The organism is Roseateles hydrophilus (assembly GCF_026712245.1).
Taxonomy (GTDB): Bacteria; Pseudomonadota; Gammaproteobacteria; order Burkholderiales; family Burkholderiaceae_C; genus Pelomonas; species Pelomonas hydrophilus.
The window spans coordinates 397,664-423,110 of record NZ_JAPPUY010000002.1 but is presented as its reverse complement, the minus strand read 5'-3'; the positions used below and the strand labels follow the sequence as shown (position 1 = coordinate 423,110).

Genomic DNA, 25,447 nt, shown 5'->3' with positions numbered 1-25,447 from the left:
CGGGATGACGCGCCACAATCGCCGCATGCGCATCGGCGAACTCGCCCGGCTGACGGGCACGGCCATCGACACCATCCGCCACTACGAGCGCGAGGGCCTGCTGGACACGCCCCCGCGCACCGACGCGGGCTACCGCATCTACGGCGCGGCGGACGCCGAGCGCCTGCACTTCATCCGCCGCTGCCGCTCGCTGGACATGAACCTGGCCGAGGTGCGCACGCTGCTGGCGCTGCAGGCCGGCGGCCACTGCGCCGAGACCAGTGCGCTGCTGGAGGCGCACATCGGCCATGTCAGCGCGCGCATCGCGGCGCTGCAGGAACTGGAGCGGGAGTTGCGCGCGCTGCGTGCCCGCTGCACCGGCACCGAGGGCGCCTGCGCCATCCTCGAAGGCCTGGCCCAGCCGGGCGCCGAACCGCCGGCAAAAAACCACATCGGCCACAGCCACTGAAACCGCCGCGCCAGCGGTCGGCTTCTCATGCAGCAGCCGCCGTGGAACCGGCTTTGCCGGGCCACCGGCGGCGCCCCCTTGGGGAGAGGCGCGTGAGCGCCTCGGGGGTGGGTCAGCCCACTCGGCAGACCTTCAGCATGTTCGTACCGCCCGGGTAGCCCATCGGCTCGCCGCAGGTGATGGCGTAGGTGTCGCCGGGCATCAGCACGCCGCGCTCCACGAGGATCTTCTCGGCGGCGGCCAGGGCCTCGTCGCGATCGTCGAAGTCCGGCATCAGCAGCGGCGTGACGTTGCGGTACAGCGCCATGCGGCGCTGGCTGACGACCTTGCTGGTCAGGCCGAAGATGGGCACGTTGATGCGGTGGCGGCTCATCCACAGCGCGGTGGAGCCGGACTCGGTCAGCGCCAGGATGGCCTTGCAGCCCAGGTGATGCGCCGTGAACAGCGCGCCCATCGCGATGGACTGGTCGATGCGGCCGAACTGGCGGCCGGCGAAGTCGGTGTCCAGCGTGACGAACTCGGCCCGCTCGGCTTCCAGCGCGATGGCGGCCATCTGCTCAACGGTCTCGATGGGGAACTTGCCGGCGGCCGTCTCGGCCGACAGCATGACGGCGTCGGTGCCGTCCAGCACCGCGTTGGCGACGTCGGACACCTCGGCGCGCGTGGGCACCGGGTTCACGATCATGGACTCCATCATCTGCGTGGCCGTGATGGACACCTTGTCCAGCTCGCGGGCCATCTTGATCATGCGCTTCTGCAGCGCCGGCACGGCGGCGTTGCCCACTTCCACGGCCAGGTCGCCGCGGGCGACCATGATGCCGTCGGAGGCCTTCAGGATGGCTTCCAGGTGCGGGATGGCTTCGTAGCGCTCGATCTTGGCGATCATGGCCGGCTTGTGGCGATAGGGCTCACCGGCCACGTTGGCCAGCTGGCGCGCCATTTCCATGTCGGTCGCGTTCTTGGGGAAGCTCACCGCCAGGTATTCGCATTGGAAGGACATCGCGGTCTTGATGTCCTCCATGTCCTTGCCGGTCAGGGCCGGGGCCGTCAGGCCGCCGCCCTGCTTGTTGATGCCCTTGTTGTTGGACAGTTCGCCGCCCAGCTTGACGGTGGTGTGCACCTGCGCGCCGCGCACGTGGTCGACCGTCAACACCAGCAGGCCGTCATTCAGCAGCAGCGTGTCGCCGGGCTTCACGTCGCGCGGCAGTTCCTTGTAGTCCAGGCTGGCGATGTCCTGATTGCCGAGCTCGGTGCGGTCGGCGTCGAGGATGAACTTGGCGCCGGGGATGAGCTCGATCTTGTTGTTCTCGAACTTGCCGACGCGGATCTTGGGGCCCTGCAGGTCGGCCATGATGGCCACCGACTTGCCGACGCGCGCCGCAGCCTCGCGCACCATGGTCGCGCGGTCGATGTGGTCCTGCGCCTTGCCGTGCGAGAAGTTCAGGCGCACGACGTCGACGCCGGCGCGGATCATCTGCTCCAGCACCTCCGGCGTGTTGGAAGCGGGGCCGAGGGTGGCGACGATCTTGGTGGCGCGGGTCATGGCTTGTCTCAACTTGTCAGGGGGGCGCGGAATTATGGGCCGCGTGACCTCCGGGAAGTTTCGCCGTGTTTCGGTGCGGCGCGGGCTACAGCTGCTTTTCCAGAAAGGCGCTGAGCGGGTCGGGCGCGTAGCCGCCAAAGGGCCCGCAGGCCACGTAGCCCAGCCGCTCGTACAGCGCCAGCGCCTCGGGCTGGTAGATGCCCGTTTCCAGCCGCGCCAGCCGCACGCCGCGCGCCAGCAGCTCGGCCTCTAACCGCGCCATCAGCCGGCGCGCAAGGCCGCGGCCGCGCTCGCTGTCCAGCACGAACAGGCGCTTGATCTCCCCATACGCCGGCCCCTCGCCCGCCGCGACATGCTTGACGCCACCGCAGGCCAGCAGTTGCTCGCCGCGCCAGATGCCGAAGAAGCTGCCGCCCGGCGGACGCAGCCCGGCCGGCGGCTCGAAGTGGTTGCTCTCGCTGGGGTAGAGCGCGTTCATCAAGGCCTCGGAACGGGCCATCAGCGCCTGGGCCTGGGGGTGGCCCGGGTCGAGGGCTTCGAGCCGCAGGGCAGGGTCATCGATCATGGTCTTGCGCGTTTGGTTACAGCGTGGGCACCGTCATCGCGAGCAGATAGCGCGCGGGCCGGTCCCCGGGGTTGGCAAAGATGCTGCGCCCCTGGCAGCGAAAACTCAGCGAATCGCCGGGCGCGAGCTCGAAGGGCTGCCCCTGCAGCGTGAGCCGCACCTGGCCGTCCAGCAGACACAGGTGGTGCTCCAGCCGCGCCACGGGCGGCTCGTCGTAGACCAGCTCGGCCCCGGGCGCGAGCACCGCCTCGATGACCTCGGTCGCAAAGCCGGCCAGCGGCGGGCAGCGCATGCGGCGCTCGAAGCCGCTGTGCTGGTCGTGCCAGCGCGGCTGGTCGGCCGCGCGCAGCAGGCGCACGGGCAGCGCCTCGGCCTCGGCCAGCAGCCGGCTCAACGGGAGCCCATGCGCACGCGCCAGCCGCGACAGCAGCGTCGCGGTGGGGCTGGTCTCGCCCCGCTCCAGCCGCGACAGCGTCGCCCGGCTGACGCCGCTGCGCGTGGCCAGCTCGTCCAGCGACCAGCCCGCGGCCATGCGCAGCGCCGCCAGCCGCTCGGCCAGTTGGCGCTCGAAGTGGTCTTCGTCGCTCACATCAGAGAAGTTTTCTCCCATATGAGAAGATGCTAGCCGAAATGATCGACCGCCAGACCACCCCCTTCTTGGCCGCCCTGGCCGTCGTGCTGGTCTGGGGCCTGAACTTCCCGCTGTCCAAGGCCTTGTTCAACCAGGTCGGGCCTGCGGGTTTCCTGGGCCTGCGCTACCTGCTGGTGCCGCTGTGCGCCGTGGCCCTGCTGTGCTGGCGCTTCGGGCGGCGCTGGCCCCGCCTGGACCGTGGCGAGGTGTGGCCGCTGGTGCGCCTGACGCTGGTGGGCCAGGGCCTGCACCTGATGCTGTCCAACTACGGCATGCAGGGCTCCACCGCCTTCAGCGCCAGCGTGCTGCTGGCCTGCGGGCCGGTGTTCACCTTGCTGATCCTGCGCTTGAGTGGCGTGGAGCGGCTGTCACGCGGCCAGATCGCAGGCGTTGCCGCAGCGGCGGCGGGCGCACTGCTGTTCATGGCCGACAAGCTGCTGGGCGCCCAGCAGGCGGACTGGCAGGCCGGCCTGGGCGACCTGATGCTGCTGGCCGCCGCCGCGCTGTTCAGCTACTACACCGTGGCCAGCAAGCCGCTGATCCAGCACCACGGCGGTGTCACCGTGCTGGCCTATGGCAGCCTGGTCTGCACGCTGCCCATGCTGGCCTGGTGCGCGCCGGCCCTGCTCGCGATGGACTGGGCCGGCCAGCCCACCTGGGTGTGGAGCGGCGTCGTCTGGCAGGTGGCCGGCGGCGGCTTCATCGGCTGGCTGGCCTGGGGCTGGGCCAACGAGCGGCGCGGTGTGGCACGCACAGCGCCGCTGATCTACCTGATGCCGCTGGTGGCCGGCTTGGCCGCGTGGCTGCTGGGCGGCGAGCAGTTCAGCGCCCACAAATTGCTGGGCGCCGGCGTCATCCTGGCCGGTGTGGCGCTGGCGCAGTTCAGCCCGGGGAACCCAGCCCCTCGCCCAGCCTCGCGTCGCTGAACGCGAGCGAGGTCGGTTGGTCCCCCGGGGGGACGGCGAAGCTCGCAGCGTCGAGCCGCGAGCACATCGCCAAGGCGGGCCGGCTTGGGAGCGGCCCGGCGCTCGGCCCGCACAAAACCGCAATGACGGTCAACCGCGGTTCAGCCTGGCCTCGCGCACATCGGCCACCGCCAGCGCCGTCATGTTGACGATGCGGCGCACCGTGGCCGACGGCGTCAGGATGTGCACGGGCTTGGCGGCGCCCAGCAGCATGGGGCCGATGGTGACGCCCTGGCTCGCACTGATCTTCAGCACGTTGAACAGGATGTTGGCGGCATCCAGCGTCGGCAGCACCAGCAGGTTGGCCGCACCGGTCAGCTTGCTGTCCGGCAGGAAGGCCTGACGCACGCTTTCCGACAGCGCCGCGTCGCCATGCATCTCGCCGTCGCACTCCACCTCGGGGTGGGCGGCTGCGAACAGCTCGTGCGCGCGGCGCATCTTCAGCGCCGACGGCCGCGTGCTGGAGCCGAACATGGAATGACTCACGAACGCCAGCTTGGGCGGCAGCCCGAAGCGGCGCACCTCCTCGGCGGCCATCGCGGCGATGTCGGCCAGCTCCTCGGCGCTCGGGTCATCGTTGACGAAGGTGTCGGTGATGAAGAGCGTCATCTGCTCCAGCATCAGCGCGTTCATCGCGGCAAACTGGCGCGCACCGGGCGCCAGGCCGACGAGGTCGCGCACCTGCTCCAGGTGGCGGTCGAACTTGCCCACCAGACCGCAGATCATCGCGTCCGCGTCGCCCAGCTCGATGGCCAGCGCGCCGATGGCGGTGTTGGAGCGCCGCACGGCCGACTTGGCCATCTCCGGCGTCACGCCGTTGCGCTTCATGCGCGCGTGGTAGGCCTCCCAGTACTGGCGGAAGCGCGGATCGTCCTCGGGGTCGATGACGGCCACGTCGCTGCCCAACTTGAGGCGCAGGCCGGCACGCTGGATGCGCGCTTCCAGCACCGCCGGGCGGCCGATCAGCGTGGGCCGGGCGATGCCCTCGTCCAGCGCCACCTGCACGGCGCGCAGCACGCGCTCGTCTTCGCCTTCGGCATAGATGACACGCGCCTTCTCGGCCTTGGCCGCGTTGAACACCGGGCGCATGAACATGCCAGTCTGGTAGACGAAGCGCTCCAGCGACTGGCGGTAGGCAGCCAGGTCTTCCACCGGCCGCGTGGCCACGCCATCGGCCGCAGCGGCGGCAGCCACCGCAGGCGCGATGCGCAGGATCAGGCGCGCGTCGAAGGGCTTGGGGATCAGGTAGTCGGGCCCGAACGCCAGCTCCTGGCCGGCGTAGGCGGCAGCCACCTCATCCGACGTCTCGGCCTTGGCGAGTGCGGCGATCTCGCGCACGCAGGCCAGCTTCATGCCCTCGGTGATCTTGGTCGCACCGCAGTCCAGCGCGCCGCGGAAGATGTAGGGGAAGCACAGGACGTTGTTGACCTGGTTGGGATAGTCCGAGCGGCCCGTCGCGATGATGCAGTCCGGTCGCGCGGCCTTGGCCAGCTCGGGGCGGATCTCGGGCTCCGGGTTGGCCAGTGCCAGGATGATGGGCTGCGCGCCCATGGTCTTGACCATCTCGGCCGTCAGCACGCCGGCGGCCGAGCAGCCCAGGAAGACGTCGGCGCCATTGACGACATCCGCCAGCGTGCGCGCGGTGGTGACCTGGCAGTAGCGCCGCTTGGACTCGTCCAGCTTGCCGGCCTTGGCGTCCTCACGCTGGCTCTGGATGACGCCGCGCGAGTCGCACACGAACACGTGTTCGCGCTTCACGCCCAGGCCCACCATGACGTCCAGGCAGGCGATGGCCGCCGCGCCCGCGCCTGACACGGCCACCTTGACCGCGCCGATGTCCTTGCCCACCAGCTCCAACCCGTTCAGCAGCGCGGCCGACGAGATGATGGCCGTGCCGTGCTGGTCGTCGTGGAACACCGGGATGTTCATCCGCTTGGACAGCTCGCGCTCAATGTAGAAGCACTCGGGCGCCTTGATGTCCTCCAGGTTGATGCCGCCCAGCGTGGGCTCCATCGCGGCAATGATCTCGATGAGCTTGTCGGGGTCGCGCTCGGCCAGTTCGATGTCGAACACATCGACACCGGCGAACTTCTTGAACAAACAGCCCTTGCCTTCCATCACCGGCTTGGCGGCCAGCGGGCCGATGTCGCCCAGGCCCAGCACGGCCGTGCCGTTGGTGATGACGCCGACGAGGTTGCCGCGCGAGGTGTACTCGGCGGCCAGTGCCGGGTCTTGCTCGATGTCCAGGCAGGGGTAGGCCACGCCTGGCGAGTAGGCCAGCGACAGGTCGCGCTGGTTGCTCAAGGCCTTGGTCGGGGTGACCGAGATCTTGCCGCGCGTCGGGGCGCGGTGGTACTCACGGGCGGCGTCGCGCAGCGCGGCTTCGGCAGGCGACAAGGGAGCGTTGTTCTTTTCCATGGCGGTCGGTCTCGCAGAGGGAACCCACGAGATTACGCCGCGTTTCAGCCCGGCTTGATGCCGGTTTCTTGGCAATCTATGCCGAAGCCGATATCACGCGGTCGCGCCCGGCATGCTTGGCGCGGTACATGGCCTGGTCGGCCTCGCGCATCGCAGCCTCCAGCCCGGCCTCGTTGCAGGCCTCGGCCACGCCCCAGCTGGCCGTCACGGCCAGGCCAGCCGGCCAGCGCGTGCGGGCCAGCACGCCGCGCAGCCGCTCGGCCACGGCCACGGCTTCGCCCGCTGGCGTCTGCGGCATCACGAGCACGAACTCCTCGCCGCCCCAGCGCGCCACCAGATCATCCCGCGGCAGGTTGGCGCGCAGCGTCTGCGCCAGCAGCGTCAGCACCTGGTCGCCCACCTCATGGCCGTGCTCGTCATTGATGCGCTTGAAGTGGTCCGCGTCGACGAACACGACCGACATGGGGAAGATCAGCTCGCCCTGCGCGCGCATCAACAACTCCAGCGCCCGGTTCAGGCCCTCGCGGTTGGCCACCTGGGTCAGCGGGTCGCGCAGCGCGAGCTTCTCCAGCACCTGCGAGCGCTTCACCGAGCGGCGCAGCCGCGCCCGCACCAGCCAGCTCTCCCACACCAGATAGCCCAGCAGGCTGAACATCCACAGCCCCACCAGGCCCAGCCGGAAGGTCTCGGGCGCCACCCAGTGGCCGATCAGCTCGGCGCGCTCGAGGCGGATGACATGCTCGCCGGGCAACACCTGGCCCCCGGTGCTGAAGCTGATGGCGCGCACGCGGTTGAGCTGCGGGCCCATCAGGTGCACCGGCAACGGATGGGTCTGTGCCCACCAGCTGCTGACCATGAATTGCGACAGTCGCAGCTCCACCGGCATGGCCAAACCGGCCGGCGCGAAGATGACCTCGTGCGGCTTCAGGTCTTGGCCACTGCCAGTGCCGGGGTAGTCCGGATGGAAGCTGCGCAGGAACACGCGCAACTGCGCCGGCCCGCCGTCCTTTTGCGGGCCGGACACGCTGACCCACAGGCGCAAGCTGCTGAAGCGGGTGAGATTCAGATCGCCCTCGGTGGGTGAGATCTGCAGCTCACAGAAAGGCCAGTCAAAACCGGGCTGGATGTCGCAGCGCAGCAATCGCGCGCCGTCCGCGGTCTCGCTGAGCTGGGCACGGCTGGCGCCGCCACTGCCGCTGTCATCCACCACTTCCAGATGCTGGCCGGGCGCGCGCCCGTCGAGCACCACGCGTCGCGTCATGCCGTGCTCGTTGGCCCATAGGCCCAGCAGCGTCACGACGACGAGCAAGGCGAGCAGCCAGCGCAGAACCATCGGGCCATTGTGGAGGCCCGGCCGACCCGGCGTCCATCCGGGACAGCCGGGCAGAGCGTGACGGAATCAGCCAGCAGCGCGCTGGCGGCCCGTCGATCAGCCGGCGGCGCGCTGGCCGCCCGTCAATCAGCCAGCTGCGCGCTGGCTGAGGATCTCAAACGCCGGCAGCGTCTTGCCTTCCAGCACTTCCAGGAAGGCACCGCCGCCGGTGGAGATGTAGCCCACGTCCTTCTCAATGCCGTACTTGGCGATGGCCGCCAGCGTGTCGCCGCCGCCAGCGATGCTGAAGGCGCTGCTGTCGGCGATGGCGCGGGCCAGCGTCTCGGTGCCCTGGGCGAAAGCGTCGAACTCGAACACGCCCACCGGGCCGTTCCAGACGATGGTGCCGGCGGCCTTCAGCTGCTCGGCCAGCTTGGCGGCGGTCTTGGGGCCGATGTCCAGGATGAGGTCGTCGTCGGCCACGTCGGCGGCGGCCTTGACGGTGGCTTCGGCATCAGCGGCAAAGCGCTTGGCCGTGACCACGTCTTCAGGAATCGGCACGGCGGCACCACGCTCGGCCATCGCAGCAATGACGGCCTTGGCCTGGTCGACCAGGTCCGGCTCGGCCAGCGACTTGCCGATCTTCAGGCCGGCAGCCAGCATGAACGTGTTGGCAATGCCGCCACCCACGATCAGACCGTCGACGTTCTTGGACAGGCTTTGCAGGATGGTCAGCTTGGTCGACACCTTGGAGCCGGCGACGATGGCCACCAGCGGACGCTTCGGGTTGGCCAGCGCCTTGGAGATGGCGTCGATCTCGGCGGCCAGCAGCGGGCCGGCGCACGCGATCTTGGCGAACTTGGCGATGCCGTAGGTCGTGGCCTCGGCACGGTGGGCGGTGCCGAAGGCGTCGTGCACGAAGATGTCGCACAGCGCGGCCAGCTTCTGCGACAGCTCTTCGCTGCACTTCTTCTCGCCCTTGTTGACGCGGCAGTTCTCCAGCAGCACCAGCTCGCCCGGGGCCACGTCGACGCCGTCAACCCAGTTGGCCTTCAACGGCACCGGGCGGCCCAGCAACTCGGCCATGCGCTCGGCCACCGGGGCCAGCGAGTCTTCGGGCTTGAACTCACCCTCGGTCGGGCGGCCCAGGTGGGACGTGACCATCACGGCGGCGCCGGCGTCCAGCGCGGCCTTGATGGCGGGCAGCGAAGCGCGGATACGGGTGTCTTCGGTGATCTTGCCGTTATCGTCCTGCGGCACGTTCAGGTCGGCGCGGATGAAGACGCGCTGGCCGGACACCTTGCCGGCGGCGATCAGGTCGGAGAAGCGGATGACGTTCATGGTCGGGCGGTGCAGTTGATGAAAACTGCCGGCATTCTCACCGCCCCGCGTTCCGGCGCGGTTACCAGCCAAGGCTCAGCTTGAGCGGCAGCATGACCGCCATGCCGACGAGGATGGTGCCCAGGATGTCGCGGCGCCAGAAGTAGTAGCCGGTCGCGGCCAGCGCGCCGGGCCAGCGCGCGTCCTGCCAGGTGGTGATGAGCTGGCCCTGCGTCATGAAGATCTCCGGCGCCACGACAGCCACCAGCGCCGCCAGCGGTGCCACCTTCAGCAGCTCGCGCAGCCAGCCGGGCATGGGCAGCGGCTGGTCGCTGATCATGAAGAAGCCACGCGTGATCACCGTGACCACGCCCAGCCCGAACAGGGCCACCCAGGTCAGCGCGTCACTCATGGCGCGCCTTGCGGGCATCCAACCACCAGCCCACGGCACCGGCCGCGACGATGGCGCACAGGATGTTGAGCTTCAGCGGCAGCGCGTAGGTGGCAATTGACACGGCCCCGGCCGTCAGCGCCACCCACCACAGCGTCTTCTCGCTGAGCAGCGAGTACGACAGCCCCAGCAGCGCCAGCACGCCGGCAAAGCCAATGCCCCAGTGCGCCGGAATGCTGTCAGCCAGCAGGATGCCGGTGAAGGAGCAGGCCTGCCAGGTGGGCCAGTTCACCGCCACGCCGCCCCAGAAGTAGCGCGCCTGCGCCGGCTGGGCCACGGGGTCGGGGAAGCGCTTGACGAAGTAGACGAAGTTCAGGTCGGCGGCAAAGTAGGTCCGCATCAGCCGCTGGGCGCGCGGCAGGTGGCCGAAGTAGTGGCGCCACTGCGCACTGAAGATGACGAAGCGCAGGTTCACGCAGAAGGCCGTGGCCAACAGCACCCACAGCGGCGCGCCGGCCGCGATCAGCGGCAGCGCCGTCAGCTGCGCGCTGCCGGCAAACACCAGCAGCGACATGCCGAAGGCCAGCGGCAGGCTGAGGCCGCTCTTCACCATCGTGACGCCGGTCACCAGGCCCCAGGCGGCCAGCCCCAGCGACGGGGAGGCCATGTCGCGCACGCCTTGGCGGAAATCGGCATCCGCCGCCAGCGCACGCAGTCGTTCAACGAGCTGCATCGCGGCATTGTCGACGCAGCTTGTGCGGCAGCCGGGCCTGCGCTGCGGCCGGCCTCACGGCCGCCGGGGGCTCACTTGTCAATGCGCGTCACGCCGCCGCTGCCGGCGATGGAGGAGGAGATCTCCGGCGAGCCGGCGTAACGCACATCACCCGAGCCCGCGATGCTGACATTGAGCTTCTTCGTCGCGTTGACCCGCGCGTCGCCGCTGCCGGCGATGCTGACCTTGACCTCGTCGGCCACCAGCTCGGCCGCCTTCACATCGCCGCTGCCGGCAATGGTGACCGAGGCGCTCGCGGCACGTCCGCTGGCCACGATGTCCCCGGCGCCGCTGACCTTCATGGCCAGCTTCTCGGCAGTCAGGTTGGCGAAGCGGATGTCGCCCGAACCGGCGATGGCAGCTTCGACATTGCCCGTCTTCATCGCGTCCACGTTGATGGTGCCCGAGCCGGCAACGGCCACGCTGCGCAGCGCCGGCATCTCGATCGTGAGGGCGGGCGTCGTCTGCGTCGACAGGCTGAAGCCCTTCCTGGGCTGGATGCGCAGCGTGCGGCCGTCCAGCTGCGTCTCGATGTAGGGCAGCAGGTTGCGGTCGGCCTTGACCTCGACCTTGCCGCCCGCGCCTTGGCGGATCTGCACATTGAAGCCGCCGCTCAGCGAGACGCTGTCAAAGCCGCTGACGTCGCGGACCTCGGCCGTGACGTCGCCGGTGCCGGCGACGCGCTCGCTCTTGCCGCCCCAGCTCCAGGCATGGGCCGAGGTGCAGATCACGGCGGCACTGACCAGGCCGAGGGCGAAGAGGCGGCGGGAGGTGTTCATGGCGGGCTCCATCAAGCGGGTTGCGATGGACGGCATGTTGCCCAGCAGCGCGGCGCCGGTCGCGCCGGTCGCGACGATCCGCCGGATTGAGGGCGCCAACTGCGGCTGGCGGCGCTGGTCAGTGCGCCTTGGCCTTGTCGGCCGACTTGTCTGTCGACTTCTCGGCGGGCTTGTCCTCGGCATCCTCGGCCGGCTGGGAGGGCTTGGCGCCTGGGCGCGGCACCACCGGCGCCACGCCTTCGAGCTTGTTCTCGCGCATGTACTCGTCCATCTCGCGCCAGCCGGCATGCACCGCCGCCTTCTGCGCCTTGGGGTTGAGCACGTAGCAGTCCTCGATGGCGCGCATCGCATGCCGGCAGGCACTGCCGATGGCCTTGCCGTCGGCCTCCTTGGCGGCCGCCACCTTGGCGGGGTCCTCGATGCCCAGCTGCTCGCAGGCGGACAGCGCAGCGAGCAGGGGCAGCACGAGAAGAAGACGCTTCATGGTGACCTTATCGGCGTGCAGGGCGCCAGCTTGAATCAACGCCGGCCGCCGCCACGCGCCATCGCCATCAGGCGCGCCACGCGCTCCTCGGTGGCCGGGTGCGTGGAGAACAGGCCGCGCAGGCCGCCACCGGACAGCGGGTTCATGATCATCATCTGCGCCGTCTCGGGATGGGCCTCGGCCGGCGCCATCGGGATGCCCTGGGCGTAGCGGTGGATCTTGTCCAGCGCCGAGGCCAGCGCGGCCGGGTCGCCGGAGATCTCGGCGCCGCCCCGGTCGGCCTCGAACTCGCGGGCGCGGCTGATGGCCATTTGGATCAGGCTGGCCGCAATCGGCGCCAGGATGGCCACGGCGATGCCGGCGATCGGGTTGGTGGGCCGGCCGTTCTCGTCGCGCCCGCCGAAGAAAGCCGCGAAGTTGGCCAGCATGGAGATCGCGCCGGCCATGGTGGCGCTGATGGTGCTGATCAGGATGTCACGGTGGGCCACGTGGGCCAGCTCGTGCGCCATGACGCCGCGCAGCTCGCGCTCGGACAGCACGCGCAGGATGCCGGTCGTCGCCGCGACGGCGGCATGCTCGGGGTTGCGGCCGGTGGCGAAGGCATTGGGCGCGGCCTCGTCGATCAGATAGACGCGCGGCATGGGCAGGTTGGCGCGCTGGGCCAGCTCGGCCACCATGCCGTAGAACTGCGGCGCCGACGAGGCGTCGACCTCGCGGGCGTTGTACATCTTCAGCACCATGTCCGCCGAGAACCAGTAGCTGAAGAAGTTCATGCCCACCGCGACGAGCAGCGCGATCAGCATGCCGGTCTGGCCGCCGATCATGGCCCCGACGGCCATGAACAGCGCCGTGATGGCGGCCATCAGGATGGCGGTCTTCACGAGGTTGAACATGTCAGCAGACTCCGGTGGTGGGCAACGACGGGCAGATGGTGCCACGCCAGGCGGATTTCAAGCCGGCAGCTCGAACCGCTCGCCCACTGCGATCGGGCGCGCCTGCAGGAAGGCTGCCGCCGGGCCGCGCTTGCCGCCGGCGCGCTGCAGCTCGGTCAGGCGCAACGCGCCCTGGCCACAGGCCACCACCGGCCCGGGTGCGATGACCTCACCCGGTGTGCCGTGCCCCTCGGCCAGCTCGGCGCGCCAGACCTTGATGGCCTCGCCGGCCAGCGTGGCCACGCCGCCCGGGAAGGGGTCGAAGGCGCGCAGTCGGCGCTCGATCTCGGCCGCTGCCTGGCGCCAGTCGATCGTGCTCTCGGCCTTCTCGATCTTGTGCGCATAGGTCACGCCCTCGGCTGGCTGCGGCGCGCGCTGCAGTCGGGCCGCCTGCAGCGCCTGCACGATGAGGCGCCCGCCCTGCGCAGCCAGGCGGTCGTGAAGCGCGGCCGTGGTGTCGTCGGCACGGATGGGCTCGCGCTCGACGAGCAGCATGTCGCCCGTGTCCAGGCCGGCGTCCATCTGCATGATGGTGATGCCGGTCTCGGTGTCACCGGCCTCGATGGCACGGTGGATGGGCGCCGCGCCGCGCCAGCGTGGCAGCAGCGAGGCGTGGATGTTCAGGCAGCCGCGCGGGGGCATGTCCAGCACCCATGGCGGCAGGATCAGCCCGTAGGCCGCGACGACCATCATGTCCGCCTGTGCCGCCAGCAGCGCCTCGCGGGCGGCGGCGGCATCGGCCGCATACTTGCCGTCCAGCTTCAGCCCCTGCGGCTGAGCCACCGGGATGCCGGCCGCCACGGCGCGCTGCTTGACGGCGGAGGACTGCAGCTTCATGCCGCGGCCGGCAGGACGATCGGGCTGGGTCAGCACCAGCGGCACGCTGAAGCCAGCGGCCAGCAGTGCATCCAGCGCCACGGCGGCAAATTCCGGCGTGCCGGCAAAGACGACGCGCATGCGCTCAGATCCGCGACGGGCGACGGCGGGCTTCGGCCTCGTCCTCGCGGGCCTTCTTGACCAGCTTGGTCTTGATGCGGTCGCGCTTGAGCGGGCTCAGGTACTCCACGAACACCTTGCCGGCGAGGTGGTCCAGCTCATGCTGCACGCACACGGCGAGCAGGCCGTCGGCGCTGAATTCGTAGACCTCGCCATCGCGGTTGGTGGCGCGCACGGTCACCTCGGCATGGCGCGGCACCTTGTCGTAGATGGTGGGCACCGACAGGCAGCCCTCCTCGCCGTCCACCATGCGCTCGCTGCGCTGGATGATCTCGGGGTTGATCAGCACGCGCGGCGTGTCGCGCTCCTGCGAGGTGTCGATGACGACGACGCGCTCATGCACGTCCACCTGCGTGGCGGCCAGGCCCACGCCGTCGGCGGCGTACATGGTTTCCAGCATGTCATCCACCAGCTGGCGGATGCGCGCGTCGACCTCGGCCACGGGCTTGGCGACGGTGTGCAGGCGCGGGTCGGGGTAGCGGAGGATGTTGAGTTGAGCCATGGGATGTGGGCCGCCGGCCACGGCGCGCGCTTTGTAAGCACTCGCAAGCACCGGCCGCCGGGGTTGAATGCGGGCAGAATCGCCGGGATTTTCGCCGATCCGGCAATCCCCCCTCGGAGACCGCGCCTGATGCCCGCTGCCCGCCCCGCCTACCTCGCTGTTCTTGCGGCCTGCCTGACCCTCGCGACAACCGCCGCCTGGGCGCAGACCTTTCCCGTTACCGCCGAACAGCGCCGCGTGGCCGAGCAAGTGGCGGGCGCCGGCGTGCCGCTGTCCGAGCTGGCCCCCAACGCGCCCGACAGCCACACCGTCGTCGCCGGTGACACGCTGTGGGACATCTCCCAGCTGTTCCTGAAGAGCCCCTGGCGCTGGCCGGAGCTGTGGGGCATGAACCGCGAGCAGATCCGCAACCCGCACCTGATCTACCCAGGCCAGATCCTGCACCTGGTCAAGGTGGACGGCCGCGCACGCCTGCAACTCGGCCAGCGCGTGGGCGGCAGCGCGGGAGACACCGTCAAGCTGCGCCCGCAGATGCGCATCTCGGCCCTGGACAACAGCGCCATCCCGTCCATCCCGCTGCACCTGATCCAAGCCTTCCTGACCGACGCCGTCATCTTCGACACCGACGCGCTGGCCAACGCACCGCGCATCGTCGCCACGCAGGAAGGCCATGTGCTGCTGGGCAAGGGCGACCTGGCCTACGCCCGTGGCGACTTCCGCGGCGCAACGGACTTCCGCATCTTCCGCACTTCGCGTGTGCTGCGCGACCCGGCCAGCAACGAGATCCTGGGCTACGAAGCACCCTACGTCGGCACCGCCGACCTGATCCGCCAGGGCGAGAACCGCCAACTGGCCAACGGCAAGACCGAGATCGTGCCCGCCACGCTGCAGATCAGCCTGGCCAAGCAGGAGGTGGGCGTGGGCGACCGCCTCGCCCCGGCGCCGCAGCGCAACCTCGAGCGGTACGTGCCCCACGCACCCGACCGGCCGATGACGGGCCAGATTGCTGCCATCTATGGCGAGGCCATCAACGCCGGGCAGAACCAGATCGTGGCGCTGAACCGCGGCAAGCGCGACGGCGTCGAGCGCGGCCATGTGTTCGCGCTGTGGCGTGACGGCGATGCGGCCGTCGACAAGACGCAGGACCGCCCGCAGGCCATCAAGCTGCCCGACGAGCGCCACGGCGTGCTGTTCGTCTTCGAGGTCTACGAGCGTGTGTCCTACGCGCTCATCATCTCGGTGAAGGAGCCGGTCAAGCCCGGCGACCGCTTCACACAACCCTGATGGCCCCGGCCGAGCTGGCCGCCTGGCTGCGGCTGACCGAAAGCGTTGGCCCGGGCGCCGCGCGGCGGCTGCTGGCCATGGCGGGCAGCGCCGAAGCAGTCTTCCAGCTGCCGGCCGCTGCGCTGGACCAGGCCCTGCCGCCCAAGCAGCGCGGCGCCTTCAACCAGCCGCCCGAGCACCTGGCTGAGCTCATCGACAAGGCACAGGCCTGGCTGGCCCAACCCGGCCACGCGCTGATGGCGCTGGGCGACCCGGACTACCCGCCCCAGCTGCTGGCCACCGCCGACCCGCCGCTGCTGCTGTGGCTGCAGGGCCGGCGCGAACTGCTGGCCACGCCGTCGCTGGCCGTCGTGGGCAGCCGCAACCCCACGGCCCAGGGCGGCGACAACGCCCGCGCCTTCGCCGAGGCGCTGGCGCGGGCCGGCTACACCATCGTCTCGGGCCTGGCGCTGGGCGTGGACGCCGCCGCGCACGAGGGCGCGATCGACGCCGGCGGCGCCACCATCGCCATCGTCGGCACGGGGCTGGACCAGGTCTACCCGCGCCGCAACGCCGGCCTGGCGGCGCGGCTGCTGGCCGCGGGTGGCCTCATCCTCAGCGAGTACTCGCTGGGCACGCCGGTGCTGCCCGCCAACTTTCCCCGCCGCAACCGCCTGATTGCCGGCCTGAGCCAGGGCTGCCTGGTGGTGGAGGCGGCCGTGCAGTCGGGCTCGCTGATCACCGCACGGCTGGCCGTCGAGGCAGGGCGCGAGGTGTTCGCCATTCCCGGCTCCATCCATTCGCCGCAGGCACGCGGCTGCCATGCGCTGATCCGCCAAGGCGCCAAGCTCGTGGAGTCGGCGCAGGATGTGCTGGAGGAGCTGTCCGGCGTCACGCCAGCGACCGCACCCGAGATCACCGAGACGCCGCACGAGCAGCAGGCGCTGCTGGACGCGATGGGCTTTGACCCTGTCAGCCTGGATGCGCTGATGGCCCGCAGCGGCTGGCCGGCTGCCGAACTCAGCGCGGCCCTGCTGGAGCTGGAACTGGACGGCGAAGTGGCACGGCTGGCCGGTCAGCTGTTCCAGCGCCGCAGCAAGGGATAGCGAGCTTAGCTGCGAACATGAGGGGCTGATCCAGGGGGTTATTCGCAGCCGGACGGGCCGAAACGCTGGGCTATCATCCCCTCACGATGTTCGATGTCCTGGTTTATCTCTACGAGACCTACTGGCGCCCGGACGCCTGCCCCGACCATGCGCAGCTGACGCGCAAGCTGACGGCGGTGGGCTTCGAGAACGAGGAAATCCAGGAGGCGCTGAGCTGGCTGCAAGGCCTGGCGGCGGCGGGCGAGGCGGTGCAGGCCGAGCAGAGCCCGCATGCACTGCGCGTGTACTCCGCGTCTGAGATCGACCACCTCGGCGAGGCCTCCATCAGCTTCATCAGCTTCCTGGAATCCGCTGGCGTGCTGCCCGGCCCGATGCGCGAGATGGTCATCGACCGCGCCATGGCCATCGCCGGCAACGGCATGGAGCTGGACGACCTGAAGATCATCGTGCTGATGGTGTTCTGGAGCCTGGGCGAAGAGCCCGACGCGCTCATCCTCGACGAGCTGTTCGTCGCCCCCGAGGACAGGCTGATTCACTGAGCATCTGCTTCACTGCAGCAACACGGCGCCCCTTGCGGCGCCGTTTTCATTTCAGCAGCTGGTTCGGGTCAGCATCGAGCTTGGCCAGCGCCTTGCGCGTGGCCTGCACGGTCAGTGCCTCATCCTGCGCCGGCAGCAACAGGCCGGCCTGCAGGAAGGCGGCCATGCGGTTCAGCGAGAACAGCACGCCACGGCCCTTGGGCGTGACGAACAACGCCAGCTGCTTGCGCAGCCCGCGCCAGGCCAGCTGCACCTGCTCGTTGCGGCCGCGGTAGTCCAGCATGAACCAGCCGCCCACCTGCAGCTCGCGCGCCCAGGCGACCATGGCCGGCGTCGGCGCGGAGCCGCCTTCGGCGACGACCTCCATGCCGTCGGACTCGTGGCCGGACAGGTCGCGCACCAGCATCTCGTCGACATGGCTGTCGCCCGAGATGTCCTCGGGCAGCATGGCTTCCAGTGTTTCCAGCTGGTCCATCAGCTCGTCCAGGCGCTCGCGCGGGATGGCCGCCGTCTTGGCAGTGAAGGCGGCCGCCAGCGCGTTGTTGAGCAGGCGCACATGGTCGTCCTGCTTGTCGGTCGGCAAGCCGGCGTGGCTCATGCCGTCGCGCAGGGTCTTGAGCAGTGGCGGGAGGCGGCGGATGACGTCCGCACGCTCCTCGCGAGAGGACTTGGCGCTGGCGCTCCAGATCAGGTCGGCCGCCGCGCGCTTCATGGCCTTGGTGACGTCGGACTGCGCGCCGGCGCGCACGGCCGTGACGGCCAGCACGTCGGCCCAGACGTGGAACAGGAAGTCGCGCACGCCGTCCTGCACCGGCACCTCGGACAGCATCTTGCGCAGCTCGATGGTGTACTGGATGGCCAGCGTCTCGCGCTGCTCGACCTGCTGGGCCAGCGAGACGCCGCGCTTGGAGGCCTGGTTCTCGTTCTCGAAGTAATGATCGAGGAACTTTTCGAACTCCGTCAGCACGGTCGCGAAGACTCGCCGGCCGGTGTCGGGGTAGGCCTCGACGACCTGCACGACGCGCTTGATCTCGCGCTCCAGTGCGTCGCCGCTGGCGCGTTCCGTGCCGGGGCCGGAGACCTGAGCCGCATTGAAGCCCATCACGCAGGCGCCCATGCGGTCGATGAGGCGGCGCGCCGGGTGATCGGCGGCGGCGAAGAAGTCAGGCTCGGACACGGCCACGCGCAGCACCGGCATCTGCAGCCGGGCGAACCAGACGCGCACCGACGCCGGGATGCGCTCCTCGGTCAGGATGCTCTGGAACATCATGGCCACGATCTCGATGGTGGCGCGCTCGGCGGGCGAATTGGCGGCCTGCTTGAGGACCTGCTTGAAGGCCTGGTTGCGAGCGCCGATCTCCTCCAGCTGGCGCGGCGCGCTCGGGCCGCTGTCGCCGCCGACCGCGGGCGCCGCAGCCCCGGCAGGCGCGGGCCGGCGCTGGAACGCGTCCTGCGCATGGCGGATGGCACCCATCAGCCGCGGCGACGCCGGCGCTGCCGGCTCGGCATCGGCCAGCGAGGGCTTGGCCATGGCCGCCTCGGGCGTGACAGTCGTGGCGCCCAACCCGGCCAGGCTGGGCTTGCCGGCGCCGGGGCGCGCCGGCACCTGGCTCTTGGTGACCGGGAAGCCCGGCACATGGCGGGCCAGCACGCGCTGCAGCTGCGCCATCACCTCGTCGGCTTGTGAACTGGCGCGGCTGCGGGGCAGCTCGCCGCTGCCGGACGGTGTAGACAGGGGCGCCAGACCGGAGGTCGGCGCCACCGGCGTCGCCGCTGCAGGGGCGCCCGGCCCGCCGCCCACCGCAGCCGCGGCGTCCCGCGCGGCCTGGGCCGTGCGGCGGATGAAGGGCCGCAGGTCCACCTCGGGCAGCACCTTCTGCGCGATCAGCCACCGGTTGGTCTCGTGATAGGCCTCGCTGATGAGCTGGGCGAACTCCTCATGCAGCTCGTGATGCAGCAGCTGCCAGATGGGAGCGTCCAGACCGACGCGAGTCCAGGCGTCCAGTGCGATGCGGGCAATGACATGGGCGCGCAGCAGATCCAGCGGCTCGAGGTCGTCATGAGCCTCCAGCGTCTGCATGCGGGTGCGCAGGTCGGTGAACTCCCAGGTCGCGCGGTCCATCATGACCAGCGACAGCCGCGAGCTGGTGATCTCGCGCTCGATGGTGGAGTCGTCCACCAAGCTCATCTTGTGCGTCTGGGGCGCCGCGGCGGTGTCGTGCTCGCGGGCGTTGTCGCTGACCCCATGCTGGGCCGCATGGCGCAGTGCGCCGACGACGGCCATCTGCCAGTTGGGGCCCAGTTTCTGCCACGCCTGCACCGCATCACGCCGCGCCAGCATGACCGCATGCGGCGCGCCCTGCGACAGCAGCTGCGCGGCCCCCTGGCCGACCGCGGCCACCAGGGGTGTCATGCCCCGCACCAGGGCTTCGAGATAGACGCGCCGTGCCTGGGTGGCCAGGGCCTGGTTGCGGGCGGCGGTCATGGGAGCGTTAGGGCGCGGCGATGGTGGCAGTTCGAAGTCACTCTACACGACGGCCCCGGCGTTCGGGTCGTTGGGGTCGTCGCGATTCACGGGGGCCTTCACGAGGTCCTCGCGCTTGACACCCAGCCACATCGCAATGGCGGCCGCCACGAACACGGAGGAGTAGATGCCGAACAGGATGCCGATGGTCAGGGCGACGGCGAAGAACTTCAGCGTCGGGCCGCCGAACAGCAGCATGGACACCACCACCAGCTGCGTGGAGCCGTGGGTGATGATGGTGCGGCTGATGGTGGACGTGATGGCGTGGTCGATGACTTCGCGCGTGTCCAGCTTGCGGAACTTGCGGAAGGTCTCGCGCACCCGGTCGAAGATGACGACGGACTCGTTCACCGAGTAGCCCAGCACCGCCAGGATGGCCGCCAGCACCGCCAGCGAGAACTCCCACTGGAAGAAGGCGAAGAAGCCCAGGATGATGACCACGTCGTGCAGGTTGGCGATGACGCCGGCGAGCGCGAACTTCCACTCGAAGCGGATGGCCAAGTAGATGATGATGCCGATGACGGTCATGGCCAGCGCCTTGGCGGCATCCCAGGCCAGTTCCTCACCCACGGCCGGGCCAACAACCTCTGAGCGCGACAACTGGATGGGTTCGGCGCCAGCGGCGGTCTTGCAGCTCTGCTTGCTGACCTGCTCGCCCTGGGCCGTCACCTCCTGGTGTTCGCTGACCGTGCCGGCCTCGGCCTTGCACAGCTCGGCAAAGACCTTGCCGACCACCTCGGTCTGCTTCTCGCCAGGGCGCACAGGCAGCCGGATCATCACGTCACGCGACGAACCGAAGTTCTGCACCTGCACCTCGCCGTAGCCCATCTTCTCGATGGTGTGGCGGGTCTTGTCGATCTCGGCCGCCTGCGGATACGCCACCTCGACGACGGTGCCGCCGGTGAACTCGATGGAGAAGTGCAGCCCGCGCGTGACCAGGAAGAACACGGCGGCGGCGAAGGTGATGAAGCTGATCGCGTTGAGGATCAACGCATGCTTCATGAACGGGATGTCCCGCTTGATACGGAAGAGTTCCATGGGGTGCTGTCCTCAGGCCTTGGCGGCGTCGTCGGTGGCCTCGGCGGCCGGCTGCGGGGCGCCGTCAGGCCGCCAGACCTGACCGATGGAGACGCTCTTGAGCTTCTTCTGGCGGCCGTACCAGAGGTTCACAAGGCCGCGCGAGAACACGACGGACGAGAACATCGAGGTCAGGATGCCCAGGCAGTGAACGACGGCGAAGCCCTTGATCGGGCCGGAGCCGAAGATCAGCAGCGCCAGGCCGCAGATCAGCGTCGTCACGTTGGAGTCCAGGATGGTGTCCCAGGCGTGCTTGTAGCCGAGGTTGATGGCCTGCTGCGGCGGCAGCCCGTTGCGCAGCTCCTCACGCACGCGCTCGTTGATCAGCACGTTGGAGTCGATGGCCATGCCCAGCGCCAGCGCCATGGCGGCGATGCCCGGCAGGCTCAGCGTGGCCTGCATCATGGACAGCACGGCCATCAGCAGCAGCAGGTTGAAGCCCAGTGCCAGCGACGAGAACACGCCGAACAGCAGGTAGTACACGCACATGAACACGGCCACGGCCACGAAGCCCCAGGTCACGCTGGCGATGCCCTTCTCGATGTTCTCCTGGCCGAGGCTCGGGCCGATGGTGCGCTCTTCGATGATTTCCATCGGCGCGGCCAGCGAGCCGGCGCGCAGCAGCAGCGCGGTGTCGGCCGCCTCCTGCGTGGTCATGGCGCCGGAGATGTAGAAGCGGTTGCTGATCTCGGAGTTGATGGTCGGCGCGGTGACGACCTCGCCCTTGCCCTTCTCGAAGATCAGGATGGCCATGCGCTTGCCGACGTTCTCGCGCGAGACCTCCTTCATGATGCGGCCGCCCTTGGCGTCCATCGTCAGGTGCACGGCGGGCTGCTGCTTGTCGTCGAAGCCGGTCTGCGCGTCGGACAGGTTGTCCCCCGTGACGAGCACCTGGCGCTTCACGATGATGGGGCCGAAGCCGCGGTCGATGTAGCGCTCGGTGCCGAAGGGCACGGGGCCGTTGCCCTTCAACGCCTCGATGGCCTCGGCGCTGTCGTCCACCATGCGCAGCTCCAGCGTGGCGGTGCGACCGATGATGTCCTTGGCCTTGGCGGTGTCCTGCACACCCGGCAGCTGCACGACGACGCGGTCGGCGCCCTGCTGCTGGATGATGGGTTCGGCCACACCCAGCTCATTGACGCGGTTGTGCAGCGTCGTGATGTTCTGCTTGATCGCAGCGTCCTGCGTGGCCGTGCGCGCCTGCGGCGACAGCTCGCCATTCAGGCGCAGCTCGCTGCCCTCGCCCAGCGGCGTCCAGACGATGTCGGACAGCTGGTCTTTCAGCACCGCCTGCGCTGCCGTGCGCTGTGCGGCGTCACGGAAGGCCACCACCACGGTGTTGCCGTCGCGGCTGATGCCGGCGTGGCGGATGTTCTTCTCGCGCAGCAGGGTGCGCACGTCGCCGGTCAGCGATTCGGCCTTCTTGGTCAGGGCCGCCTTCATGTCGACCTGCATCAGGAAGTGCACGCCGCCACGCAGGTCCAGGCCCAGGTACATCGGGTTGGCATGCAGCGCCGTCAGCCACTGCGGCGAGCGCGACAGCAGATTCAGCGCAACGATGTAGGACGGATCGGCAGTATCCGGGTTCAGCGCCCTGCTGATCGCGTCCTTGGCCTTGATCTGCGTGTCGGTGTCGCTGAAGCGGGCCTTCACCGAGTTGCCGTCGAACTGCACGTAGTCCGCCTGGACGCCGGCAGCCTTCAGCGCGGCCTCGACGCGCTCCTGCATCGAGGCGTCGACCTTGACGGTCACCTTGCCGCTGGACACCTGCACCGCCGGCGCTTCGCCGAAGAAATTGGGCAGGGTGTAGAGCGTGCCGATCAGCAACGCGACGAGCAGGATCGCGTACTTCCAGAGCGGATAGCGGTTCATTCGAGACTTTCTGATCAGCGCCGCAGCGGGCAACCGGAGGTGGCGCCGTGCCGGCTTACTTCAAGCTGCCCTTGGGGAGAACCTGGGTGATGGCGCTGCGCTGCAGTTGCAGCTCCACACCATTGGCCACCTCGATGTGCACAAAGCTGTCACCCAGCTTGCTCACCTTGCCGGCGATGCCGCCGGCCGTGACGACCTCGTCACCCTTGGCCAGCGCCTCGATCATGGCCTTGTGCTCCTTCTGGCGCTTCATCTGCGGCCGGATCATGACGAAATAGAGCACCACAAACATCAGCACCAGCGGCAGCATGCCGAGGAGGCCGGACTCGGGACTGGCGGCCGGAGCGGCGGCCTGGGCGTAGGCGTTGGAGATGAACACGTTGATTTCCTTGAAGATCTGATCGCTTGTCGGGCGGCCGCAGCCACCGCAAAGCAACCTTGGATTCTAGTGCCGGGGCGCGCTTCGATCCGCCCGCCTGCTACCCTGGAACACCCTGCCGCTCCGACCGCTGACGCCGCCCCGCATGAACGCCTCCCCCGACCTTGCGGCGCTGCGCCGCCATGCCGTCGCGCGCAGCCTGTTCACCCCCACCACGCTGATGGCCGCCGTGGAGCGCCTCGGCGGCTTTGTCCAGGCCGACCCGCTGCGCGCGCCGGCCCGGGCCCAGGACCTGACGCTGCGCCACCGCGTCAACGGCTACCGGGCCGGCGACCTGGAGCGCCGCTACCCGAAGCTGGCGCTGCAGGAAGACTTCTTCATCAACTACGGCTTCGTGACGCCGGCGCTGCGTGCGCTCATGCACCCGCGCAGCGCTCGCCGCCACTGGGACGCCGCGCGCTGGCAGTTGGCGCATGCCGTGCTGGCCGAGGTCGAACGACTGGGCGACGCCCACCCCGCCGACGTGGACGCCGCGCTGGGCCAGGGCGCCGTGAAGAACTGGTTCGGTGGCAACAGCCGACTGTCCACCGAGCTGCTGGACGGCCTGCACTACCGCGGCCACCTGGACGTGGCACGGCGCGACAGCGGCACGCGCGTCTACCGACTCGCCGCGCCCTGGCAAGCCCATCCCGACCCCCAAGCCGCCATGGACGCGCTGGCCGACGTGGTGATCCAGAAGTACGCGCCACTGCCCGCTGGCAGCCTGTCGCAACTCATCAACATGCTGTTTCACGCCGCCCACCAGTGGGAGGCGCTGCGCAAGCCCACGCTGGCCCGGGCCAAGGCGCGGCTGGCACATGCCCGCGTGGACGGTGTGGACTGGTACTGGCCCGCCGACGAAGACCCCACGCGCGGCTGGCGCATCCCGGCCCAAGTGCGACTGCTGGCGCCCTTCGACCCCGTGGTGTGGGACCGCCGTCGCTTCGAGCTGCTCTGGGGCTGGGCCTACCGCTTCGAGGCCTACACGCCCGCCGCCAAGCGCGTGCGCGGCCACTATGCGCTGCCGCTGCTGTGGCGCGACCAGGTCATCGGCTGGGCCAATGCCAGCGTCAAAGCCGGCGCGCTGCGTGTGGAGGTCGGCTATGTGGCCGGCAAGCCGCCGCGCGAGGCCGCCTTCGCTCCGGCGCTGGACGCCGAGGTGGCACGCCTGCACGACTTCCTCGGCCTCGACGGCTGAAGCTCCCACGGGCTTGACCGCGATCAAGCCCGGCCGGCGCGGCCGCGCGCAGCATCGTCACACCCCTGTCACAACGAGGAGCGACGCCCATGCCCACCCCGCCCCGCGCCCGCAGCGCCGAACCCGTGCGCCCGACCCCGCGCCGCAGCAGCGCTCGCCGCGCCGCGGCCGGCGACACCGCGCCCCGGCTGGACGCGGCCGGGCTCGAGAAGCACCGCGTCGCCCGCGCCACCACGCGCCACCAGGCCATGGGCAGCGAGACGCTGGCCGAGCTGCTGCGCCGCCACCAGCAGGGCGATGCCGGCCCGCAGGCGCTGGCGGAGGACCTCGCCACGCTGCTGGACGGCAGTTCGCCCGACGAGCGCCGCCATCTGCGCCGCGCGCTGCGCCAGCACGAGGACGCCGTGACGCCGGAGGCCGAGACGGACGCTGACACCGCGCTGAACCCGCGCTGGCGGCAGGGCGGCTACCCGTACCGCAACCTGCTGTCACGCAAGAACTACGAGAAGCAGAAATACCGGCTGCAGATGGAACTGCTGAAGCTGCAGGCCTGGGTGAAGGAAACCGGCGCGCGCGTCGTCATCCTGTTCGAAGGGCGCGACGCGGCCGGCAAGGGCGGCACGATCAAGCGCTTCATGGAGCACCTCAACCCGCGCGGCGCCCGCGTCGTGGCGCTGGAGAAGCCCAGCGAGGTGGAACGCGGCCAGTGGTACTTCCAGCGCTACGTGGCCCACCTGCCCACGGCCGGCGAGATCGTGCTGTTCGACCGCAGTTGGTACAACCGCGCCGGCGTCGAGCGCGTCATGGGCTTTTGCTCCGAGGCGGAGTACCAGGAGTTCCTGCGCCAGACGCCGGAGTTCGAGCGCCAGCTGGTGCGCTCGGGCATCCACCTGTTCAAGTTCTGGTTCTCGGTCAGCCGCGACGAGCAGCGCCGCCGCTTCAAGGAGCGCAAGCTGCACCCGCTCAAGCAGTGGAAGCTCAGCCCCATCGACATGGCCAGCCTGGACAAGTGGGACGACTACACGCGGGCCAAGGAGGCCATGTTCCTGCACTGCGACACGTCCGACGCGCCCTGGACCGTGATCAAGAGCGACTGCAAGAAGCGCGCGCGCCTGAACGCGATGCGCTTCGTGCTGAACCGCCTGCCCTACGCCGAGCGCAAACCCGAGCGCGTGGGCGCTGTGGACCCGCTCATCGTCGGGCGGCCGGCACTCGTCTCCCTGCCGGGCGACGATTTGTTGGCAGGCGGCGGCGCAGGCTGAGCGCGCACGCGGCGCCGGGCATCGCTAGAATCCAGGGCTTCCGAGGAGCGTTGCAACCTCAGCACCCTTGAGGCCAGGCTCGGAACAGTCACCCTGCAACTGCGCTCACCCGCTGACCGATGGTCGGGGT

At 69.7% G+C, this 25,447-nt stretch carries 24 protein-coding genes and 1 riboswitch; of the genes, 7 read left to right on the top strand and 17 right to left on the bottom strand.

The window, feature by feature from the left end; genetic code table 11:
* The first annotated feature begins 4 nt into the window (after positions 1–4).
* Entirely contained in the window at positions 5–448 is a 444-nt protein-coding gene (locus NYO99_RS09090) for a Cd(II)/Pb(II)-responsive transcriptional regulator (RefSeq protein ID WP_268166857.1), read from the top strand.
* 112 nt (positions 449–560) lie between these two features.
* Here NYO99_RS09090 and pyk read toward each other — a convergent pair whose 3' ends face one another.
* The 3 genes from pyk to NYO99_RS09075 form a co-directional block, all read right to left on the bottom strand.
* Positions 561–1,991, bottom strand: a complete 1,431-nt coding sequence (gene pyk, locus NYO99_RS09085; protein ID WP_268166856.1) for a pyruvate kinase — start codon at positions 1,989–1,991, stop codon at positions 561–563.
* Positions 1,992–2,076: 85 nt separating this feature from the next.
* Positions 2,077–2,556: a GNAT family N-acetyltransferase gene (locus NYO99_RS09080; RefSeq protein ID WP_268166855.1), complete on the bottom strand. Its 480-nt coding sequence runs from the start codon at positions 2,554–2,556 to the stop codon at positions 2,077–2,079.
* 16 nt (positions 2,557–2,572) lie between these two features.
* Positions 2,573–3,145, bottom strand: a complete 573-nt coding sequence (locus NYO99_RS09075; protein WP_268166854.1) for a helix-turn-helix transcriptional regulator — start codon at positions 3,143–3,145, stop codon at positions 2,573–2,575.
* Positions 3,146–3,186: 41 nt separating this feature from the next.
* On the opposite strand from NYO99_RS09075, the gene NYO99_RS09070 reads away from it, so the two are divergent.
* Positions 3,187–4,113, top strand: coding sequence for a DMT family transporter (locus NYO99_RS09070; protein WP_268166852.1), 927 nt, complete (start codon positions 3,187–3,189; stop codon positions 4,111–4,113).
* Between the two features lie 129 nt (positions 4,114–4,242).
* Here the strand turns inward: NYO99_RS09070 and NYO99_RS09065 are convergent, their stop codons facing one another.
* The 10 genes from NYO99_RS09065 to def form a co-directional block, all read right to left on the bottom strand.
* The gene (locus NYO99_RS09065) at positions 4,243–6,570 is read right to left on the bottom strand and encodes an NADP-dependent malic enzyme (RefSeq protein ID WP_268166851.1); all 2,328 of its coding nucleotides are present in this window, start codon (positions 6,568–6,570) and stop codon (positions 4,243–4,245) included.
* A gap of 76 nt (positions 6,571–6,646) precedes the next feature.
* Positions 6,647–7,903 (bottom strand): GGDEF domain-containing protein, encoded by a 1,257-nt coding sequence (locus tag NYO99_RS09060; RefSeq protein WP_268166850.1) that lies wholly within the window; start codon positions 7,901–7,903, stop codon positions 6,647–6,649.
* A gap of 126 nt (positions 7,904–8,029) precedes the next feature.
* Positions 8,030–9,223, bottom strand: coding sequence for a phosphoglycerate kinase (locus NYO99_RS09055; protein ID WP_268166849.1), 1,194 nt, complete (start codon positions 9,221–9,223; stop codon positions 8,030–8,032).
* A gap of 61 nt (positions 9,224–9,284) precedes the next feature.
* The gene (locus tag NYO99_RS09050; RefSeq protein ID WP_268166848.1) at positions 9,285–9,614 is read right to left on the bottom strand and encodes an AzlD domain-containing protein; all 330 of its coding nucleotides are present in this window, start codon (positions 9,612–9,614) and stop codon (positions 9,285–9,287) included.
* Positions 9,607–10,326 (bottom strand): AzlC family ABC transporter permease, encoded by a 720-nt coding sequence (locus NYO99_RS09045; RefSeq protein WP_268166847.1) that lies wholly within the window; start codon positions 10,324–10,326, stop codon positions 9,607–9,609. Before NYO99_RS09045 ends, NYO99_RS09050 begins: the two co-directional genes overlap by 8 nt.
* Before the next feature lie 71 nt (positions 10,327–10,397).
* Positions 10,398–11,144 (bottom strand): head GIN domain-containing protein, encoded by a 747-nt coding sequence (locus tag NYO99_RS09040; protein WP_268166846.1) that lies wholly within the window; start codon positions 11,142–11,144, stop codon positions 10,398–10,400.
* A gap of 118 nt (positions 11,145–11,262) precedes the next feature.
* Complete coding sequence (locus NYO99_RS09035; protein WP_268166845.1) at positions 11,263–11,628, bottom strand: hypothetical protein; 366 nt, start codon at positions 11,626–11,628, stop codon at positions 11,263–11,265.
* A gap of 35 nt (positions 11,629–11,663) precedes the next feature.
* Complete coding sequence (gene htpX / locus NYO99_RS09030) at positions 11,664–12,521, bottom strand: zinc metalloprotease HtpX (RefSeq protein WP_268166844.1); 858 nt, start codon at positions 12,519–12,521, stop codon at positions 11,664–11,666.
* A 57-nt stretch (positions 12,522–12,578) separates the two neighbouring features.
* The gene (fmt, locus tag NYO99_RS09025; protein WP_268166843.1) at positions 12,579–13,517 is read right to left on the bottom strand and encodes a methionyl-tRNA formyltransferase; all 939 of its coding nucleotides are present in this window, start codon (positions 13,515–13,517) and stop codon (positions 12,579–12,581) included.
* A gap of 4 nt (positions 13,518–13,521) precedes the next feature.
* A complete protein-coding gene (def, locus tag NYO99_RS09020) occupies positions 13,522–14,058 on the bottom strand; it encodes a peptide deformylase (RefSeq protein WP_268166842.1) in 537 nt (178 codons plus the stop codon).
* 129 nt (positions 14,059–14,187) lie between these two features.
* Here def and NYO99_RS09015 point away from each other — a divergent pair, with 129 nt between their 5' ends.
* The 3 genes from NYO99_RS09015 (at position 14,188) to NYO99_RS09005 (ending at position 16,966) form a co-directional block, all read left to right on the top strand.
* Positions 14,188–15,342: a LysM peptidoglycan-binding domain-containing protein gene (locus NYO99_RS09015; protein WP_268166841.1), complete on the top strand. Its 1,155-nt coding sequence runs from the start codon at positions 14,188–14,190 to the stop codon at positions 15,340–15,342.
* Positions 15,342–16,427 (top strand): DNA-processing protein DprA, encoded by a 1,086-nt coding sequence (dprA, locus tag NYO99_RS09010; RefSeq protein ID WP_268166840.1) that lies wholly within the window; start codon positions 15,342–15,344, stop codon positions 16,425–16,427. Before NYO99_RS09015 ends, dprA begins: the two co-directional genes overlap by 1 nt.
* An 86-nt stretch (positions 16,428–16,513) precedes the next feature.
* A complete protein-coding gene (locus NYO99_RS09005; RefSeq protein WP_268166839.1) occupies positions 16,514–16,966 on the top strand; it encodes a Smg family protein in 453 nt (150 codons plus the stop codon).
* 46 nt (positions 16,967–17,012) lie between these two features.
* Here the strand turns inward: NYO99_RS09005 and NYO99_RS09000 are convergent, their stop codons facing one another.
* The 4 genes from NYO99_RS09000 to yajC are packed head-to-tail and all read right to left on the bottom strand — an operon-like array spanning position 17,013 to position 22,818.
* Positions 17,013–19,451: a DUF1631 family protein gene (locus NYO99_RS09000; RefSeq protein WP_268166838.1), complete on the bottom strand. Its 2,439-nt coding sequence runs from the start codon at positions 19,449–19,451 to the stop codon at positions 17,013–17,015.
* A gap of 42 nt (positions 19,452–19,493) precedes the next feature.
* Complete coding sequence (secF, locus tag NYO99_RS08995; protein ID WP_268166837.1) at positions 19,494–20,528, bottom strand: protein translocase subunit SecF; 1,035 nt, start codon at positions 20,526–20,528, stop codon at positions 19,494–19,496.
* 12 nt (positions 20,529–20,540) lie between these two features.
* On the bottom strand, positions 20,541–22,439 hold the full coding sequence (secD, locus tag NYO99_RS08990; protein WP_268166836.1) for a protein translocase subunit SecD: 1,899 nt from the start codon (positions 22,437–22,439) through the stop codon (positions 20,541–20,543).
* A gap of 55 nt (positions 22,440–22,494) precedes the next feature.
* On the bottom strand, positions 22,495–22,818 hold the full coding sequence (gene yajC, locus NYO99_RS08985; protein ID WP_268166835.1) for a preprotein translocase subunit YajC: 324 nt from the start codon (positions 22,816–22,818) through the stop codon (positions 22,495–22,497).
* A gap of 145 nt (positions 22,819–22,963) precedes the next feature.
* Between yajC and NYO99_RS08980 the strand changes: the two genes are divergently transcribed.
* Together NYO99_RS08980 and ppk2 are read left to right on the top strand one after the other, a co-directional pair.
* Positions 22,964–24,055: a DNA glycosylase AlkZ-like family protein gene (locus NYO99_RS08980; RefSeq protein ID WP_268166834.1), complete on the top strand. Its 1,092-nt coding sequence runs from the start codon at positions 22,964–22,966 to the stop codon at positions 24,053–24,055.
* An 89-nt stretch (positions 24,056–24,144) separates the two neighbouring features.
* Positions 24,145–25,317, top strand: coding sequence for a polyphosphate kinase 2 (gene ppk2, locus NYO99_RS08975; RefSeq protein ID WP_268166833.1), 1,173 nt, complete (start codon positions 24,145–24,147; stop codon positions 25,315–25,317).
* A 36-nt stretch (positions 25,318–25,353) separates the two neighbouring features.
* Positions 25,354–25,431: riboswitch (S-adenosyl-L-homocysteine riboswitch) on the top strand.
* Positions 25,432–25,447: the final 16 nt, after the last annotated feature.